Source organism: Sphingobium subterraneum, from assembly GCF_014199435.1.
GTDB lineage: Bacteria > Pseudomonadota > Alphaproteobacteria > Sphingomonadales > Sphingomonadaceae > Sphingobium > Sphingobium subterraneum.
The window spans coordinates 117,642-135,022 of sequence record NZ_JACIJP010000003.1; the positions used below are offsets into that span (position 1 = coordinate 117,642).

The following is a 17,381-nucleotide window of genomic DNA, read 5'->3' on the forward strand; positions in this document are numbered from 1 at the left end:
GTCAGGCGGAGCCGAGGAACGGGATTATCGAGCATCGGAGCGCAGATCATCGCGTTCCGCAGGCCTGCATGGGCGGGATGTCACTCCCCCGGCGCGCGTGCCTTGATCGCCAGTGCGTGCACCCGCTCGACCAAAAGCTCGGCGAGTGCGTGGTTCACCATCCGCTGCCGCGCGACGCGGTTCTTGCCCGCAAAGGCTTCCGCCACCACCTCGACCGTGAAGTGACTCTCGCCCGATCCGTTGTGCCCGGCATGGCCCCGATGGCTTTCGCTGTCGTCGATCACCGCCATATGCGACGGACTGAGCGCTGCGCGCAGTCGGTTTTCGATTTCTGTGGCCACCGGCCCTTTCGATTCTGTGCTCATCGCGCCTATATAGGCGGTTCTTGATTTCAGGACAGATCTTCCTTGGCCACCGACCCCTTCCAAGACGACCCCGCCTCCGACGAGCCCCGCGTGCGTCGACCCCGCCCGCGCTTTCACGGACGGGTGGAAAATGCGCAGCCCCATTGCGCGGTCGAGGGCTGCCCGGAACCCGGCGAATTCCGCGCACCCGCCGCCGAAGGTCTGCGACCCGCTGGCGAAGGCCCACCGCAATGGCGCTGGCTCTGCCTCGATCATGTGCGCGCCTTCAACGCCGGGTATAATTTCTTCTCCGGGATGACCGCAGACGAGATCGAGGCCGCGCAACGTCCGCTCGCCGGGTGGGAACGGGAAACCCGCGCCTTTTCCGCCAACGCGGCCGCAGCCGCGCCCCGCTGGGCCGATTTTACCGATCCGATCGACGCGATCAGTGCGTCCTACCGCAGCAAGATGCGCGACGCGGCGCGCCGCCACGCCCGGGCCAACGACCTGCGTCAGGACGGTAAACCGCTGTCGCCCGACGATCGCAAGGCGATGTCCGCGCTGGGCCTCGAAGTCGATGCCGACCGCAAGGCGCTTCGCAGCGCCTATGCCGCGCTCGTCCGGCGCTATCATCCCGACCATAATGGCGGCAACCGCAGCCACGAAAAGGCGTTGCAGGATGTTATTGCCGCCTATACGCACCTGCGAAAGGCTCCCGCCTTCGCATGATTCCTTTTTGCGCTGGAAATTCTAAGGCCCGAACATGACCGACATCCCCAACACCAGCCCCGATATGCGGACCGAAACGCTGCTCGACGCGCCCGACAAGCAGGTCAATGCGCGCGACCTGTTTGGTGTGGACATCGACATGATGATCCCCGCTTTCTCGGAAGCCGACGAACGCGTGCCGGATATCGACCCGGCCTATGTGTTCGACCCGGACACGACGCTCGCGATTCTCGCGGGCTTTGCGTACAACCGCCGCGTCATGGTGCAGGGCTATCACGGCACCGGCAAGTCGAGCCATATCGAGCAGGTTGCCGCGCGGCTCAACTGGCCGTGCATCCGCATCAACCTCGATGCGCATATCAGCCGTATCGATCTCGTGGGGCGCGACGCGATCGTCCTGAAGGACGGGCAACAGGTCACCGAATTCCGGGAAGGTCTGCTCCCCTGGGCGCTGCAACGCCCGGTCGCCCTCGTGTTCGACGAATATGACGCGGGGCGCCCGGACGTGATGTTCGTCATCCAGCGCGTGCTCGAAACCGACGGCAAGATGACGCTGCTCGACCAAAACCGCGTGATCCGGCCCAACCCCTATTTCCGTCTGTTCGCGACCGCCAACACCGTGGGCCTCGGTGACACGTCGGGTCTCTACCATGGCACGCAGCAGATCAACCAGGGCCAGATGGACCGCTGGAATATCGTCGTTGCGCTCAATTACCTGCCCGCGCAGGTCGAGGCACAGGTCGTGCTCGCCAAGTCGGGCGAATATGACCATGAGGGCGGCCGCAAGGAAGTCGAGCAGATGATCAAGGTCGCGGAATTGACCCGACAGGGATTCATCAATGGCGATATCTCAACCGTCATGTCGCCGCGCACGGTCATCAGCTGGGCACAGAACGCGCTGATCTTCAAGGATGTCGGCTTCGCGTTCCGCCTGTCGTTCCTCAACAAATGCGACGAGGCCGAGCGCCCGCTGGTCGCCGAATATTTCCAGCGCGTGTTCAACAAGGATCTGCCCGAAAGCGTCGTCGGCAAGGGCTAACGGATTCAGATCCCGATTGCCCAAACAAAAAGGGCGGCCTTTGCGGGCCGCCCTTTTTCAGATCTGTTGCGGCCTATCAGGCGAAGCTGACGGCGACCTTGCGGCGACGGCGCATGGCCACACCCATGGCGCCAAAACCGGCCAGCATCATCGCCCAGGTTGTGGGCTCAGGCACTGCAGCGGTCGAGATGCCGCCCAGCCGGACCTGACGGAGATCCTCAAAGCCCGTGAATATCGGGTTGGTTGTGATGCTGATTCCGGTGAATATTTCACCCGCGTCCCCGTAGATGCCCAGGAAGTTCTGGCCATTGGTGTTAATGCTGTGCGTGCCCCAAATGTTGAGCAGCGGATTGAAGTAGGAGATCAATACCGACGTCGCTTCGAGCGCCTGGTTACCCGGTTGAGGAAACAGGTTGAACTCGGCGGTCTTGAACGTCGCGCCGCCCAGCAGGTTGAAATTGATGTTGTTAAGTGGGCTACCGAACGCGCCGCGGATGCGCGACTGACCATTAGACGGCGCCACAACCAGATCCGTCAGGCTGGTGAACAACACGCTCACATTGCTCGTCTCGGTCTGGCCGGTGGCGAACAGAGACGGGGTGCTGTTTGCGTTGATAAGCACATTTTCGCTGGTCGCCACGCAATTCGCGCCAGTGCAGACCTGAACAGCTGCATGAGCGGACGTGCCTGCTACCAAAGCAGAAAGAGCAGCGCTCGCCGACAGAAGATACTTTTTCATAACCATTCCCTTTAACAATTGGATGCCGGTGCGACTCTTTGATTTGCTTTACAAATTCCTAATACGTCTATTGCGCATTCTCACAACCCCTTGATTTTGCGTGTGCAACTTTGGCACAGTTTTGAGATATCCTTGAAAAATATAGGTTAATGGTCTTAGCAAGCGCGGCAGATTGTGCAGGCGCGAGCGAACCTGCTCTGCACTCTTAACCATCGCACCTCCCGGATAAACGCACGATGCCTTCACGCCCCCTTGACTTGGGCAAGCGGCTCGCGCAGCCCGGGATCATGTCGAAACAAACGCCGCTCGATGCCTTCAAGGCCGTCCTTTCCGGTACCGCACGCGCCCTATCGCGTGACGCGGAGGTCGAGGTCGCCTTTTCTGCGGACACTCCGCATATGGTCGGCAAGTCCGTGAAGGTGCCCACCCCCGGCCGCAACCTTCCGGCCGATCAGGTCGCTCTCGCCCGCGGCTTTGCCGACGCCAACGCGCTGCGGATGCGCTACCACAATCCCGCGCTCCACAACGCCGCCGCGCCGCCCGAGCCGACGGCGCGTGCCGTGTTCGACGCCGTCGAGCAGGCGCGGGTCGAGGCGATCGGTGCGCGCGCCATGGCGGGAGTACGCGACAATCTGGCGCATGCCCTCGACATGCGCCTGAAGTCCGATCCGATCATCCGCGCACGCGGGTTCGATGAGGTGCCGCTCTCCACCGCCATTTCGCTGCTGGTGCGCGAGCGGCTGACTGGCGAATCCATACCAGCCACCGCAACCGAGGGTGTGTCTCTGGTGCGGCAATGGGTGGAGGATCGCGCCGGCAGCGATCTGGATGCACTTTCGCTCGCTCTCGATGATCAGCGCGCGTTTCAGCAGCTCACCACCAGCCTGCTCGAACATCTCGCCCTGATCGACACCGAAGCCCCGCCCGAGCCGAACGACGAGACCGGCGACGAAGACAGCGACGAGGAAACCGCCGAACAGGACGAAGGCGATCAGGGCGACGAAGAGGTCGGCGACAACGACTCGACGACCGAGGCGCGCGGCGAGGAAAGCCAGGGCGAAAGCGACGAGGGCGAGAACGAATATAGCGACGATCTCGACGCCACCAGCGACGAGGACGATGGCGATATGGGCGAAGACGGCATGATGCCCGTGCGCCCCAACCGGCCGATGTCGGACCTGCCGCCCGGTTTCGACTATCGCGCCTATACGACCGCGCACGACGAAATTATCTCGGCGACCGACCTGTGCGACCCCGACGAGCTGACGCGCCTGCGTGGTTTCCTCGACCAGCAGATGGCGAGCCTTCAGGGCGCGGTCACCAAACTTGCCAACCGCCTGCAACGCCGCCTGATGGCGCAACAGGCGCGCAGCTGGGATTTCGATCAGGACGAAGGCATGCTCGACGCCGCCCGCCTTGCCCGCATCGTCATCGATCCCACCCGCTCGCTTTCCTACAAGATCGAGCGGGAAACCGAATTCCGCGACACCGTCGTCACCCTCCTGATCGACAACAGCGGATCGATGCGCGGGCGACCGATCAGCATTGCGGCGATCAGTGCGGACATCATGGCCCGTACCCTCGAGCGCTGCGGCGTCAAGACCGAGATCCTCGGCTTTACCACCCGCGCGTGGAAGGGCGGCCTGTCGCGCGAAGACTGGCTTGCCGCCGGTCGCCCGCCGCTGCCCGGCCGCCTCAACGACCTGCGCCATATCATCTACAAAAAGGCCGATGAGCCCTGGCGCCGCGCGCGCACCAGCCTCGGCCTCATGATGCGCGAAGGGCTACTCAAGGAAAATATCGACGGCGAGGCCCTGTTGTGGGCGCACAGCCGCCTGATCGCCCGGCATGAAGAGCGCCGCATCCTGATGGTCATCTCCGATGGCGCCCCGGTCGACGATTCGACCCTCTCCGTCAACAGCGGCAGCTATCTGGAACGGCACCTGCGGCAGGTGATCGAATGGATCGAGAACCGCTCACCGGTCCAGCTTGTCGCGATCGGCATCGGCCACGACGTCACCCGCTATTACAAGCGCGCCGTCACGATCATGGATGCCGAGCAATTGGGTGGTACTATGGTGGAACAGCTCGCGGGTCTGTTCGACGAGGATTGAGATGCACGTCCCGCCGGACTTGATGCCCTGGGCCTATGCCATCGGCGGCCTGCTGATTGTCGCCCTGCTGGTCTGGGGGTGGCGCCGCCGAAAGGAACGGCATTTGCATACCGATCGGTTGTGGCGCTTTCCGGTCGTCATGACCGCGATCATCCTGCCGCTCCTCTATCTCCAGCCGCACGCGCCGTTTCACGGGAGCGATTATGGCGTATTTGCGGTGATGGTGGCGCTTGGAACCGCCACCGGCGTGCTGCGCGCTTATGCTTCCTCCCTGCGGTACGATCATAACGCGCGCCGCATCATGGTCAGCATCTCCGCCAGCGCCCTTCTCCTGCTCTTGCCGATCGGACTGATGCGTCAGGTCAGCCGTGAATATTTCGGCATGGGCATTGATGCTGTACGCCACGGAGATATCCGCGCGGTGTGCGGCTCGCTGGTCTTCGTCCTGGGCATGGTGATCGCCTATCCCGTGGCGATGCACATACGGGCGCGGCGCTTGCTAAGACGACATGAGGAACGGGTCCCGTCACCTTAAAGTTGATTTTCCGGCCCGTCCGCATCATGCAGCGCGCATGACCAACGATGCGCATCCGCTCCGCCTGTTCAACAGCCTGACCCGCCAGGTCGAACCGTTCGTTCCCATTCATCCGGGTGAGGCACGCGTCTACACCTGCGGCCCGACGGTCTATAACTATCCCCATATCGGCAACATGCGCGCCTATGTGTTTGCCGACACATTGGGCCGTGTGCTGAGCTACAAGGGTTATACACTCACCCACGTCATCAACATCACGGACGTCGGCCACCTGACCGACGATGCCGACGCGGGTGAGGACAAGATGGAGAAGATGGCCGCACAGCAGGCGCAATCCATCTGGGACATCGCGAAACATTACACGCAGGCCTATTGGGACGACATCAAGGCGCTCAATATCCGCCAGCCCGCGCACTGGTCGATCGCCACCGACTATGTGCCGCAGATGATCGATTTCGCGAAGTCCATCGCCGACAAGCATTGCTACGAGCTGGAGAGCGGCCTTTACTTCGACACGTCGACAGTCGCCGATTACGGCCGCCTCGCCCGCGCCGCGACCGAGGAAGGCGAAGGCCGGATCGAGGCCGTCGAGGGCAAGCGCCACGCCGCCGACTTCGCGATCTGGCGCAAGACCCCGCCGGGCGAAAAGCGCCAGATGGAATGGGACTCGCCTTGGGGTCGCGGGGCGCCGGGCTGGCATCTCGAATGCTCGGTGATGAGCAAGGCGCTGCTCGGTCTGCCCTTCGACATCCACACCGGGGGCATCGACCACCGCGAGATCCATCACCCGAACGAGATCGCGCAGAATCAGGCAATTACCGGCTGTGGGTCCCTCGACTGCGCGGAGCATTCCGGCGCGCGCATGTGGATGCACAACAATTTCCTGATCGACCGGTCAGGCAAGATGAGCAAGTCGTCGGGCGAATTCCTGCGCGTCCAGTTGCTCATCGACCGGGGTTTCCACCCCCTCGCCTACCGCATGCTCTGCCTTCAGGCGCATTATCGCAGCGAGCTGGAGTTCAGCTGGGACAATCTCGCCGCCGCGCTGACCCGGTTGAAGCGGATGGTGATGGCGGTCCGCGCCCTCCAGTCCCGTCATGCTGAACTCGTTTCAGCATCTTTCGTGCCCGAAGTCCCTGCAATCTCCTCGTTGCTGGACAGTTTCGACAAAGCGGTCGTTGACGACCTCAACACCGCTGTCGGGCTGACATTGCTGGAATCGCTCATCGGGTTGAAGAAGGTCGATCTCGGCCAACAACTGACAGCCATCGCCGCGATGGACGCCGTTCTTGGCCTCAACCTCCCGACCCTCTCCCGCCAAGATCTGCGCATCCGGCCCAAATCAGCCATGCTGACCGAAGCGGACATCGAAGCCGCGCTCGACGAGCGGCAGCAGGCTCGCGCCGCCAAGGACTTCGCCACGTCCGATGCGATCCGCGATCGCCTCACGGCACAGGGCGTCGAGGTGATGGACGGCGACCCGCTCCGCTGGGAATGGTCCGTCCAGACCGACTAACCTTTCCGAACGTGATGCACACAAAAAGGCCGGTGCACTTGGCACCGGCCCAGGAGCGTTCGCAGGAGGAACAATGTGAGGGAGGCGACTCGGCTTTTTCTCGCCGGGCCGCCGCCCAATCTCTCAATAATTGTAAGCGCGTTCGCCGTGGCTGGACAGGTCCAGACCCTGCAACTCATCGTCCGCCGAGGGCCGCAGGCCGATCGTCTTGTCGATGATGAAGTACAGCACGGCCGAACCAACACCCGACCACACGAGCGTAACCAGCACCGCCTTGATCTGCGTGATGACCTGCGCGCCCATGTCATAGGCGCCGACGCCCGCCGGGAAGACGGTGTAGTCGAAGAAGCCCTGGCCGCCGAGCGCCGGGTCCGCGACGATGCCGGTGCCGATCGCGCCAATGATGCCGCCAATGCAGTGCACACCGAACACGTCGAGGCTGTCGTCATAGCCGAGCGCGCTCTTCACCTTGGTGACGAAGAGGTAGCAGATCGGCGACACGACGAAACCAAGCACGATCGAGGTCATCGGAGCCGCAAAGCCCGATGCCGGAGTGATCGCGACCAGACCAGCCACTGCACCGGTGCATGCACCCAGCAACGAAGCCTTGCCGTGGTGGAACTGTTCGACCAGCGCCCAGGCGACCGCGGCGGCTGCCGTGGCAACGAAAGTGTTGATGAACGCCACGCCCGTTACCGCGTTGGCTTCGAGGTTGGAACCGGCGTTGAAACCGAACCAGCCGACCCACAGCAGGCTGGCGCCGATCATGGTCATCGTCAGCGAGTGCGGAGCCATCGGTTCCTTGGGGAAGCCGATACGCTTGCCGATCATGACGCAGCCCACGAGGCCCGCGATACCGGCGTTGATGTGCACCACGGTGCCGCCAGCGAAGTCAAGAGCGCCCATGCCCCAGAGATAGCCGTAGTCGGTCGGCGCATCCGCCAGGAAGTCGGGGCCCGCCCAGTACCACACCATGTGTGCGATCGGGAAGTAGACGATCGTCAGCCATGCCACCACGAACACAATCAGCGCCGAGAATTTCACGCGCTCCGCGAACGCACCGACGATCAGCGCCGGCGTGATGCAGGCGAAGGTCATCTGGAAAATCACGAACACGAATTCGGGCAGATAGACGTTATTGCTGAACGTCGCGGCATAAGTTGTGCCGGAAACGCCCATGAGGAACGCCTTGGAGAAGCCGCCGACAAACGGGCTGCCGCTGGTAAAGGCCATGGAATAGCCCCAGCAGCACCACACGAGCGCGGCAACGGACACGATCATGAACACCTGCATCAGCACGCTGAGCATGTTCTTGGTGCGGACGAGGCCGCCGTAAAACAGAGCGAGTGCCGGGATGGACATCATCAGCACCAGGACCGACGAAACGAGCATCCAGGACACGTCGCCCTTGTTGACCATCGTCGCCATCTGTTCGACTGTCGGAGCCTTTATCGGGCCGGCAGCCTGTGCCCATGCGGGCGCAGCGGTAAGCAGGGAAGCGCCAATGGCCCCCATCGCGCCGCCAAGTTTCTTGGAAAACGTCATCATTCCCCCCTTCTTAGAGCGCGGTTTCGCCGGTTTCGCCGGTGCGGATACGCACGGCCTGACCGACATCCAGAACGAAAATCTTGCCGTCGCCGATCGCGCCGCTGTTGGCGGCCTGCTGCGCGGCTTCGACGACACGAGGAGCGAGGGCGTCGTCGCAGACGACCTCAATCTTGATCTTGGGAACCATGTTGGTGCTGTATTCGGCACCGCGATAGATTTCGGTCTGGCCCTTCTGGCGGCCAAAGCCCTTTACTTCCGTCACCGTCATGCCCGCAACGCCGAGCGAGGAAAGAGCCTCGCGGACATCGTCCAGCTTGAACGGTTTGATGATAGCCATGATGAGTTTCATGTCGCCCCCTTTTCTGGTGTGCAGGCGAAATGATGCAAAAGCCGTGCCAATTTCCTAACGACCGGTTAACGGGGCCTTCAACCTGTCCTCAGAACGGCTGGCCGCCGATTCTTTGTGCAACGCGGCGAATCTGCACGTTTTTTGTGCAGGTCAGCTTTCCGCACGCAGAATGTGGATGCGCGCCTTACCGATGTCGCGCACGACATCCAGCGCAAAGCCTTTTACTTCAATATCCTCGCGGCGGTCTGTCTCGATGCTGACCCAGCTATGCGGCCCGATCCAGCCCAGCCGCGCCAGCTTGTCCAGCGCGACGGCTCCCGCGCCCGTGCCATAAGGCGGGTCCATCATCACCAGATCAAGCGGCGCGGGTGCACTTCCCAGAGCCAACACTGAAGTCGCCCGGATGTCCGGTTTCACGCCCAGCTTTTCCGCATTGACCCGCAACGCGTCCGTTGCGGCGCGATCCTGTTCGACGAAGATACAGCTGGCCGCGCCGCGCGAAAGCGCCTCCAGCCCCAGAGCGCCCGATCCCGCGAACAGGTCGGCGACCGCCAGCCCTTCGAAGCTGCCGAGACGGCTCGTCAGCATCGAAAACAGCGCTTCGCGCGTGCGATCGGCGGTCGGCCGTGTCGTATCCCCCTTGGGCGCGACCAGCGGGCGCCCGCGCCATGTCCCCGCGATGATCCGCATCAGTCGCCCCGCTGCTTCAGCGATTTGCGGAACAGTTCCAGCTCATGCTGGCGCACCTCGACCACCGCCCCGGGTGGCAGATCGCCAAGTTCGAAGATCCCGTACCGCGTGCGGATCAGCCGGTTGACCTTCAGTCCCAGATGTTCGAGCACGCGCCGCACTTCGCGGTTCTTGCCTTCGGTGAGGGTCATCTCGATCCACTGGTTGCGGCCGGTGCGACGTTCCAGATTGGCGTCGATGCGCCCATAGCGGATGCCCTCGACCTCCACGCCCATCATCAGTTCCTCGAGCTGCGTCTGGCTGACTTCGCCGAACGCGCGCGCGCGATAGGACCGCTCGACCCCGGTGGAGGGGAGCTCCATCTGCCGCTTCAACCCGCCATCCGTGGTGAGCAGCAGCAACCCTTCGGTGTTCATGTCGAGGCGCCCGACCGGCATGACGCGCGGCAGATCGGCGGGCAGCCGATCGTAGATTGTCGGCCGTCCGGCCGGATCCCGCTCGGTCGTCAGATAGCCCGGCGGCTTGTGGAACAGGAACAGCCGCGCCTCTTCCGGTTCCGCGACCAGATTGCCGTCGACCGTCACCCCCGCGAGCGAGGACAGCAGGGTCGCGGGCGTATCGATCAGTGCGCCAGCGAGCGCCACCCGACCCTCGGCAATCATCCGCTCCACCTCACGGCGTGAAGCGACCCCGGCGCGCGCGAGCAGCTTGGCTATCCGTTGCGGCCCTTCGCCGCTCACGGCACCGGCACGGGCGGGATGCGGATTGGTAACGGGTTTTTGCGGTGCATGCGCGCGCGGTTTACGGACCATGCGTGGCGGGCGCTCCCCCATAGCGGCGGCGGAGCCCTGCGGTCGTCGGCCTTCTAACGGGGGTTTGGCGCCCCCCGCCGCGGTCCGCCCGCGTGCCCTCTCTCCATTGGGCGTGTTGCCTTTCGCCTTGTTATCCGGCGCTTTTCGCACCGGACGGGCCATCGCAACCCCCCAGGCATCGGACGCCTTCTGGTCTTCACTTTTCGCGCGCGACGGACGCTTGCCGTCCTCCCGCGCGGGGCGACGGTCATCGGGCTTGCCGAATGGCTTTCTGGGCTTGCGGGGCGGCGGCATTCTCCGCCCATGCATCACTTGCCGATGTTAAGCAACCGGCGGACGCCACCGGGACTAGCCAGTGCGGAGATTTGCGCTAGAACCGCAACAACACTGTCGCGAGGGGACATCATTTGGCACGTCAGGAAGAAGCGCCCGGTCGTGGCTGGGGAAGCCGCATACGGCATCTGGCGGGGTCGCTGAACAACCGCAAGACGGGGTATATGACCCTGTTCGGATTTTCATCGGGCCTGCCTTATGCGCTGCTGCTCGGCACGCTGACCGCATGGCTGACGGATGCCAAGGTCGATCTGGAAACCATGGGCGTTATTTCGCTCATCGGCCTGGCCTACGCGTTCAAGTTTTTGTGGTCGCCGATGCTCGACCGGCTGTCGATCCCCGGTCTGGTGCGGATCGGGCGGCGCAAGCAATGGATCGTGTCGGCGCAGATCCTGCTGGGCATCATGCTGATCGGTATGGCGCAGATGGACCCCAATGCGGCGATCGGCCTGTTTTCGCTGTTCGCCGGGGTCGGAGCGCTGGCGTCGGCTACGCAGGACGTGGTCATCGATGCGTGGCGCGTGGATGTGGCGGACGAGGAAGCCACGCTCGATACGCTCTCCACCGTGTTCCAGCTCGGCTATCGCGCGGCGGTGCTGGTGGGCGGCGCGCTCTCGCTGTTCATGGCGGACGCTTGGGGGTGGATGCCGGTCTACACGCTGATGGGCGTTATCCTGCTGGTCGTCGGTTTCGCCAGCCTCTTCGCGCCCGACAGTGAAGCCGCCGCCGTTGTGGCGGGCGCGCCCGAAGTGCTGCGCCAGCCCGGCCAGCTCAACCCGAAAATCCGCGCGGCGGCGCTGGGGCTGGTTGGCACCTTCTGGGCCGTTTCGCTCGGCATCGTATTCTACTACATGATCGCCTCGCTCGCGCTCGACAAGGCGGACCGGCCGGACTCGGCATCGTTCATCAAGGTGCAGGGGCCGATCATCGTGCTGGCGACGGTGGTCATCCCGGCGATCATCGCCGCCGTGCTGGCGCGAATGCAAGCGAACGGCCGCCATGTCCTCGACCATCCCGAACCCGCCCGCACTCTCGCAGACCGCGCGATGGACCATGGCTATCGCGCCCTGATCCTGCCGTTGATCGATATCATGGGGCGGCTTGGCTGGGCCGCTGTGCTGGTGCTCGCCCTCGTACTGTCCTACCGCCTGACTGACACGATCTGGGGCTCCTTCGCGTCGCCCTTCTATCTGGACGAATTGGGTTACACCAAGAGCGAGATGGCGGTCGCGTCGAAGTTTTTCGGCGTCGGCGCGCTAATGCTGGGGGTCGCCTTGGGCGGCGTCATGATGGCAACGGTCGGCCGCATGGCGACGATGACGCTCGGCGCGATCACGGCGGCGCTCACCAACCTGCTTTATGCGGATCTCTCGACCGGAGGCACGGTGATGGCCGCGACGGCCCGTGCCACGGGGTTCACCTGGGCGGTCGAACATTTCGGGGGGGACGAGCGCATGGCCAAGCTCATGCTGGCCATCGGCGGAGAGAATATCGCGGGCGGCCTCGCCGGCGCCGCGCTGGTCGCCTACCTCTCGTCCATTACGTCCAAAGGCTACAGCGCCGTCCAATATGCGCTGTTGTCCTCGCTTACCTTTCTGGTCGGCACGCTCGGGCGCGGTGCGCTGGGCAAGATGATCGAGACGCAGGGCTATTATGCCGTGTTCCTGTTCACCACCGCGCTGGGCGGGATCGCAGTCGTCCTCTGCGTACTGGAATGGATGCGCGGAAGCCGGGGGGAGCGGGCGGCCTGACGATCAGTCGGGCAACTGCTCGTTAAGGGCAAGGATCTGCCCTGCAAGATACAACGATCCCGTGATCAGGAGCGGCCCATTGTCGCCACGCGCGCCAATCGCACGCGCCGCCGAGCCAATATCGTCATGCGCATGGCCCTCGACGCCCAACGCCCGCATCCATGCCACAATGTCCGCCGGTGCGTGGCACGCGTGGCCATCGATCGGAACGGCGTGGACGTGGCCGATATAAGGGCGCAGCGCCGCAACGAAGCCCGCCATGTCCTTGTTGGCCAGCATGCCGATCAAGACGGTCAGTGTTCCCTCGCCGACCTGCTCCTGCGCCATGAAATTCGCAAGCACCTCGCCTGCGGCGGGGTTATGGCCCCCGTCGAGCCACACAGCGCGCCCTTCCGCGCCCAACGCACGAAGCAGCGGACCATCCTCCAGCCGTTGCAGGCGGGCAGGCCAGTGTGCCCACAGCGGCGCGGCCTTGATCGCCGCCTCGCTCACCGGCACAACCCTCTGGTGGCGCAGCATCGCGATCGCCAGTGCGGCGTTCATCGGCTGATGTGCACCGGAAAGCCGGGGCAGCGGCGTCTCGATCCGGCCATGCTCGTCACGGTAATGGAGCCGCTCACGATAGACCACGGCGTCCCACGCATTGCCCATCGCAAGCCACCGCGCGTCGACCTCCGCCGCCTTCGCCGCGATTACTCCGGCGACCTCGGGTTCATATTTCACGGTGACCAGCGGCACGCCCTGCTTGGCGATGCCGGCCTTTTCGGCTGCAATGGACTTTTCGGTGTTGCCCAGAAACGCCTGATGATCCAGCCCGAGATGCGTGATACCGCATACTGCTGGTCGCTCTATCACATTGGTCGCGTCGAGCCGTCCACCCAATCCCACTTCGATGATACAGGCGTCGGCGGGATGTTCGGCAAAGGCGAGAAAGGCGGCGGCCGTCGTCGCCTCGAAAAAGCTGGGGCCAATATCCGCAGCCGCGTCCAGAACCCGCTCCAGCGAGCTGGCCAGCAAAGCATCGCTAACCAACGCGCCGTTGATGCGGATCCGTTCATTGAAGCGCACCAGATGCGGTGATGTGTACACATGCACGCTTTTTCCGTCGGCTTCGAGCGCGGCGCGCAGAAACGCGCAAGTCGAACCTTTCCCGTTGGTTCCAGCGACATGAAACACCGGCGGCAGCGCCCGGTGCGGATTACCCAGCGCCACGAGCAGCCGCGTAATACGCTCCAGTCCCAATATGTCGGCGCCCGGCGACAGGCTGGAGAGACGGTCAAGCTGCGCCTGCACGGCGGGATCGTCGGAAACGGCATGGTCGGCCATGGCGCCCGCCGCCTATGCGGCGCGCTTGTGGCACAGATAATCGATGACCTGGCCCAATGTCTCCCGAAGGTCACGGCGGTGCACGACCATGTCGATCATGCCATGCGCGAGCAGATATTCGGCGCGCTGAAACCCTTCGGGCAGCTTTTCGCGAATGGTGTTTTCGATCACGCGTTGCCCCGCAAAGCCGATCAGCGCGTTGGGCTCGGCGATCTGCACGTCGCCCAGCATCGCATAGCTCGCTGTGACCCCGCCCGTCGTCGGATCGGTCAGCACCACGATATAGGGCAACCCGGCATCGTGCAATTTGCGGATCGCGACCGTCGCGCGCGGCATCTGCATCAGCGAGAGAATTCCCTCCTGCATCCGCGCGCCCCCAGCAGCGGTGAAGATCACATAGGGGCATTTGTGGGTGATTGCCTCCTGCACGCCCTGCACGAACGCCGCCCCGACCGCGACACCCATCGACCCGCCCATATAAGCGAAATTCTGCACGCCGATGACGACCGGCACCTTGTTGAGCGTGCCGAATGCGGTGATCAGCGCATCATGATCGCCTGTCGCGGCGCGCGCCGCCTTGATGCGGTCGGCATATTTCTTGGTATCGCGAAATTTCAGCGGATCCTCACGCACCTGCGGCGTCGGCAGCAAACGAAAGCTGCCTTCGTCGAAGATTTGCCGGAAGCGGTCGGCCGGTCCGATGCGCCCATGATGGTCGCATTTGGGGCAGACGGACTGGTTTTCTTCCCACTCCTTGGTGAACACCATCTGGCCGCAGCCCGGGCATTTGTGCCAGAGCGTATCGGCCGTTTCCTTCTTCGCGATAAACGGAATTGCGTTGCGAACCCGGTTGATCCAGCTCATGCGACCTTCTCCCGTGTTTCCAGTGCGCCGCGCAACGACGCGACATAGGCCTGCACATAGGGCGCCGCCTGATTGCCATGGCTGCCAACGATATCGACGATCGCCGAACCGACAACAACCCCGTCCGCGACCCGGCCGATGGCAGCCGCCTGCTCCGGCGTCCGCACACCGAAACCGACGACGATGGGCAGATCCCCCGCCGACGCCTTGAGCCGCGCGACGGCTTCCTCAATGCTGGCAGTGGCCGCCTGCTGTTTGCCAGTAATCCCAGCCACAGAGACATAATAGAGAAAACCGCTCGCGCCATCGAGCACCTGCGGCAAGCGCGCCGCATCCGTCGTCGGGGTCGCAAGGCGGACCATATGGACGCCAGCGTCGTCGAGCGCCGGGCCGAGTTCCGCGTCTTCTTCCGGCGGAATATCGACGCAGATAATACCATCGACGCCCGCCGCCTTCGCCTGAGCGGCGAACCAGTCCGCGCCGCGCCGGATCATCGGATTGGCATAGCCCATCAGCACCAGCGGCACATCCGGATGGCGCTGCCGGAACGCCGTCGCGATCGCGAAGAGATCGGCCGTTTTGGTGCCCGAACCGAGGCTGCGCAAATTGGCAAGCTGGATCGCCGAACCATCCGCCATCGGATCGGTAAAGGGCATGCCCAACTCGATCACATCGGCCCCGCCCGCGACCAGCGCATCGAGGACGGCAGCCGTATCGCCAGGCGTGGGATCGCCACCGGTCACGAAGGTGACGAGAGCCGCGCGGCCCTGCGCCTTGCACGCCGCGAACCGGGCAGAAAGCCGATCGTTCATATTGCCACCCCCAGCGCTTCGGCCACGGTGAAGATATCCTTGTCCCCCCGTCCGCACAGATTGGCGCAGATGATCTGGTCGCGATCCATCTCCCGCGCCACCCGCGCCACCGCCGCAATGGCATGGGAGGGTTCGAGCGCCGGAATGATCCCTTCCGTCCGACACAGCAACTGGAACGCGTCGAGCGCTTCCGTATCGGTCACCGACGTATATTCGACCCGGCCGATATCGCGCAGCCAGCTGTGCTCCGGCCCGATGCCCGGATAGTCCAGCCCGGCCGAAATGCTGTGCGCTTCGGCGATCTGCCCGTCGTCGTCCTGCAGCAGATATGTCTTGTTGCCATGGAGCACGCCTGGCGCGCCACCGGCCAGCGAAGCCGCGTGCGCGCCGCTCTCAATGCCATGGCCCGCCGCCTCAACCCCCAGCATCCGCACGCTGGCGTCGTCGAGAAACGGATGGAACAGCCCGATCGCGTTGGACCCGCCACCGATCGCCGCAACCAGCAGATCGGGCAGACGGCCCGCCTGCGCCTGCATCTGCACCTTGGCTTCCTTGCCGATCACGCTCTGAAAATCGCGCACCAGTTCCGGGTAGGGATGTGGCCCCGCCGCCGTACCGATGATGTAGAATGTGTCGTGCACATTCGCGACCCAGTCGCGCAGCGCCTCGTTCATCGCGTCCTTCAACGTCCGCGCACCGCTTTCGACGCCGATCACTTCGGCACCGAGCAGCTTCATGCGGAACACATTGGGCTGCTGCCGCTCCATGTCGCGCGCGCCCATGTAGATGACGCAGGGCAAGCCGAAGCGCGCCGCCACCGTCGCCGTCGCCACACCATGCTGGCCCGCGCCGGTCTCCGCGATGATGCGCGTCTTGCCCATCCGCTTGGCGAGCAGGATCTGCCCGATGCAGTTGTTGATCTTGTGCGCGCCGGTGTGATTGAGCTCATCGCGCTTGAACCAGACCTGCGCGCCTTTGCCGTCGGGCGCGCTTTCCCGGAGCGTTTCGGTCAGCCGCTCCGCATAATAAAGCGGGCTCGGCCGCCCCACATAATGCTCGAGCAACCACTCGAACTCGCGCGCGAATTCCGAATCGGCCTTGGCGGCACGATATTCCCGCTCCAGATCGAGGATCAGCGGCATGAGGGTTTCGGCGACATAGCGTCCGCCAAATTGACCGAAATGCCCGCGCTCGTCGGGCTGATTGCGATAGCTGTTGATGACTGTCATATGTGCTGGACCGCTTTGCAGAAGGCGACGATCTTGTCCATATCCTTGATGCCGGGCGCGTTCTCGACGCCGGAAGAAACATCCACGAGCGGTGCCCCCGAAATCCGCACCGCTTCGGCGACATTATGCGGATCCAGCCCGCCCGACAGGCCCCAGGGACCGGCGGCGCGATAATCGCGCAGCAACGTCCAGTCGAAGCGCAGGCCCATGCCTCCCGGCAGATCCGCGCCGTCCGGCGTCTTGGCGTCGAACAGAATCAGATCCGCCACGTCGCGATACAGGCCGCTGGCGCGGATATCTTCGGCCGTCTTGACCGCAACAGCTTTCCAGACCGCAACGCCGTACCGCCGGGCGATAGCCGCCAGCCGCTCTGGCGTTTCCTTGCCGTGCAGTTGCAGCGCATCGAGCCGTCCAGCGCGCAGCAGATGATCGAGCGTCGCGTCATCCGGATCGACGACCACGCCGACCGTCTTGACGTGGGACGGCGCCCTGTCCAGCAAAGCCGCAAGACGATCCGCCTCCACATGGCGCGGACTTTTCGCAAAATGCACGAACCCGACATGGCTCGCACCCGCGCCAATCGCCGCATCGAGCGTGTCCGGCGTGGAAAGGCCGCAGATCTTGATTGCGAGTCGAGACATCGCTGCGCTT

17 protein-coding genes are annotated in these 17,381 nt (G+C 63.8%); 6 read left to right on the forward strand and 11 right to left on the reverse strand.

Annotation, left to right across the window (positions count from 1 at the left end; genetic code table 11):
- Nucleotides 1-80: 80 nt before the first annotated feature.
- The gene (locus FHS92_RS11070) at nt 81-365 is read right to left on the reverse strand and encodes a BolA family protein (protein WP_184080579.1); all 285 of its coding nucleotides are present in this window, start codon (nt 363-365) and stop codon (nt 81-83) included.
- A gap of 90 nt (nt 366-455) precedes the next feature.
- On the opposite strand from FHS92_RS11070, the gene FHS92_RS11075 reads away from it, so the two are divergent.
- Together FHS92_RS11075 and cobS are read left to right on the forward strand one after the other, a co-directional pair.
- Nucleotides 456-1,073, forward strand: coding sequence for a J domain-containing protein (locus FHS92_RS11075; protein ID WP_343056720.1), 618 nt, complete (start codon nt 456-458; stop codon nt 1,071-1,073).
- Between the two features lie 34 nt (nt 1,074-1,107).
- Nucleotides 1,108-2,112: a cobaltochelatase subunit CobS gene (gene cobS / locus FHS92_RS11080; RefSeq protein WP_184080581.1), complete on the forward strand. Its 1,005-nt coding sequence runs from the start codon at nt 1,108-1,110 to the stop codon at nt 2,110-2,112.
- 76 nt (nt 2,113-2,188) lie between these two features.
- Here cobS and FHS92_RS11085 read toward each other — a convergent pair whose 3' ends face one another.
- Nucleotides 2,189-2,752 carry a PEPxxWA-CTERM sorting domain-containing protein gene (locus FHS92_RS11085; protein ID WP_343056721.1) on the reverse strand — a complete coding sequence of 188 codons (564 nt, stop codon included), beginning with the start codon at nt 2,750-2,752 and terminating at the stop codon, nt 2,189-2,191.
- Between the two features lie 386 nt (nt 2,753-3,138).
- On the opposite strand from FHS92_RS11085, the gene cobT reads away from it, so the two are divergent.
- Genes cobT through cysS form a run of 3 tightly spaced genes read left to right on the forward strand, consistent with a single transcriptional unit; the run spans nt 3,139 to nt 7,016 of the window.
- Nucleotides 3,139-4,965 (forward strand): cobaltochelatase subunit CobT, encoded by a 1,827-nt coding sequence (gene cobT / locus FHS92_RS11090; RefSeq protein WP_184080941.1) that lies wholly within the window; start codon nt 3,139-3,141, stop codon nt 4,963-4,965.
- Between the two features lies 1 nt (nt 4,966).
- Nucleotides 4,967-5,500: a CcdC protein domain-containing protein gene (locus FHS92_RS11095; protein ID WP_184080585.1), complete on the forward strand. Its 534-nt coding sequence runs from the start codon at nt 4,967-4,969 to the stop codon at nt 5,498-5,500.
- A 37-nt stretch (nt 5,501-5,537) separates the two neighbouring features.
- Complete coding sequence (cysS, locus tag FHS92_RS11100) at nt 5,538-7,016, forward strand: cysteine--tRNA ligase (protein WP_184080587.1); 1,479 nt, start codon at nt 5,538-5,540, stop codon at nt 7,014-7,016.
- A gap of 123 nt (nt 7,017-7,139) precedes the next feature.
- Here the strand turns inward: cysS and FHS92_RS11105 are convergent, their stop codons facing one another.
- The 4 genes from FHS92_RS11105 to FHS92_RS11120 all read right to left on the reverse strand — a co-directional run bounded on the left by FHS92_RS11105 (nt 7,140) and on the right by FHS92_RS11120 (nt 10,709).
- A complete protein-coding gene (locus tag FHS92_RS11105; protein ID WP_184080943.1) occupies nt 7,140-8,561 on the reverse strand; it encodes an ammonium transporter in 1,422 nt (473 codons plus the stop codon).
- Between the two features lie 13 nt (nt 8,562-8,574).
- Nucleotides 8,575-8,913 carry a P-II family nitrogen regulator gene (locus FHS92_RS11110; protein ID WP_184080589.1) on the reverse strand — a complete coding sequence of 113 codons (339 nt, stop codon included), beginning with the start codon at nt 8,911-8,913 and terminating at the stop codon, nt 8,575-8,577.
- Between the two features lie 150 nt (nt 8,914-9,063).
- Nucleotides 9,064-9,603, reverse strand: coding sequence for a 16S rRNA (guanine(966)-N(2))-methyltransferase RsmD (gene rsmD / locus FHS92_RS11115; RefSeq protein ID WP_184080591.1), 540 nt, complete (start codon nt 9,601-9,603; stop codon nt 9,064-9,066).
- Complete coding sequence (locus FHS92_RS11120) at nt 9,603-10,709, reverse strand: pseudouridine synthase (protein WP_246351945.1); 1,107 nt, start codon at nt 10,707-10,709, stop codon at nt 9,603-9,605. The genes rsmD and FHS92_RS11120 overlap by 1 nt, the downstream gene beginning before the upstream one ends.
- Before the next feature lie 113 nt (nt 10,710-10,822).
- Between FHS92_RS11120 and FHS92_RS11125 the strand changes: the two genes are divergently transcribed.
- On the forward strand, nt 10,823-12,499 hold the full coding sequence (locus tag FHS92_RS11125) for an AmpG family muropeptide MFS transporter (RefSeq protein ID WP_343056722.1): 1,677 nt from the start codon (nt 10,823-10,825) through the stop codon (nt 12,497-12,499).
- 3 nt (nt 12,500-12,502) lie between these two features.
- On the opposite strand, the gene FHS92_RS11130 is transcribed toward FHS92_RS11125, so the two are convergent.
- Genes FHS92_RS11130 through FHS92_RS11150 form a run of 5 tightly spaced genes read right to left on the reverse strand, consistent with a single transcriptional unit; the run spans nt 12,503 to nt 17,371 of the window.
- Entirely contained in the window at nt 12,503-13,825 is a 1,323-nt protein-coding gene (locus FHS92_RS11130; RefSeq protein WP_184080593.1) for a bifunctional folylpolyglutamate synthase/dihydrofolate synthase, read from the reverse strand.
- 12 nt (nt 13,826-13,837) lie between these two features.
- Nucleotides 13,838-14,689, reverse strand: a complete 852-nt coding sequence (gene accD / locus FHS92_RS11135) for an acetyl-CoA carboxylase, carboxyltransferase subunit beta (RefSeq protein WP_184080595.1) — start codon at nt 14,687-14,689, stop codon at nt 13,838-13,840.
- Nucleotides 14,686-15,501 carry a tryptophan synthase subunit alpha gene (trpA, locus tag FHS92_RS11140; RefSeq protein ID WP_184080597.1) on the reverse strand — a complete coding sequence of 272 codons (816 nt, stop codon included), beginning with the start codon at nt 15,499-15,501 and terminating at the stop codon, nt 14,686-14,688. The genes accD and trpA overlap by 4 nt, the downstream gene beginning before the upstream one ends.
- On the reverse strand, nt 15,498-16,730 hold the full coding sequence (gene trpB, locus FHS92_RS11145; RefSeq protein ID WP_184080599.1) for a tryptophan synthase subunit beta: 1,233 nt from the start codon (nt 16,728-16,730) through the stop codon (nt 15,498-15,500). The genes trpA and trpB overlap by 4 nt, the downstream gene beginning before the upstream one ends.
- Nucleotides 16,727-17,371, reverse strand: coding sequence for a phosphoribosylanthranilate isomerase (locus tag FHS92_RS11150; protein ID WP_184080601.1), 645 nt, complete (start codon nt 17,369-17,371; stop codon nt 16,727-16,729). The genes trpB and FHS92_RS11150 overlap by 4 nt, the downstream gene beginning before the upstream one ends.
- Nucleotides 17,372-17,381: the final 10 nt, after the last annotated feature.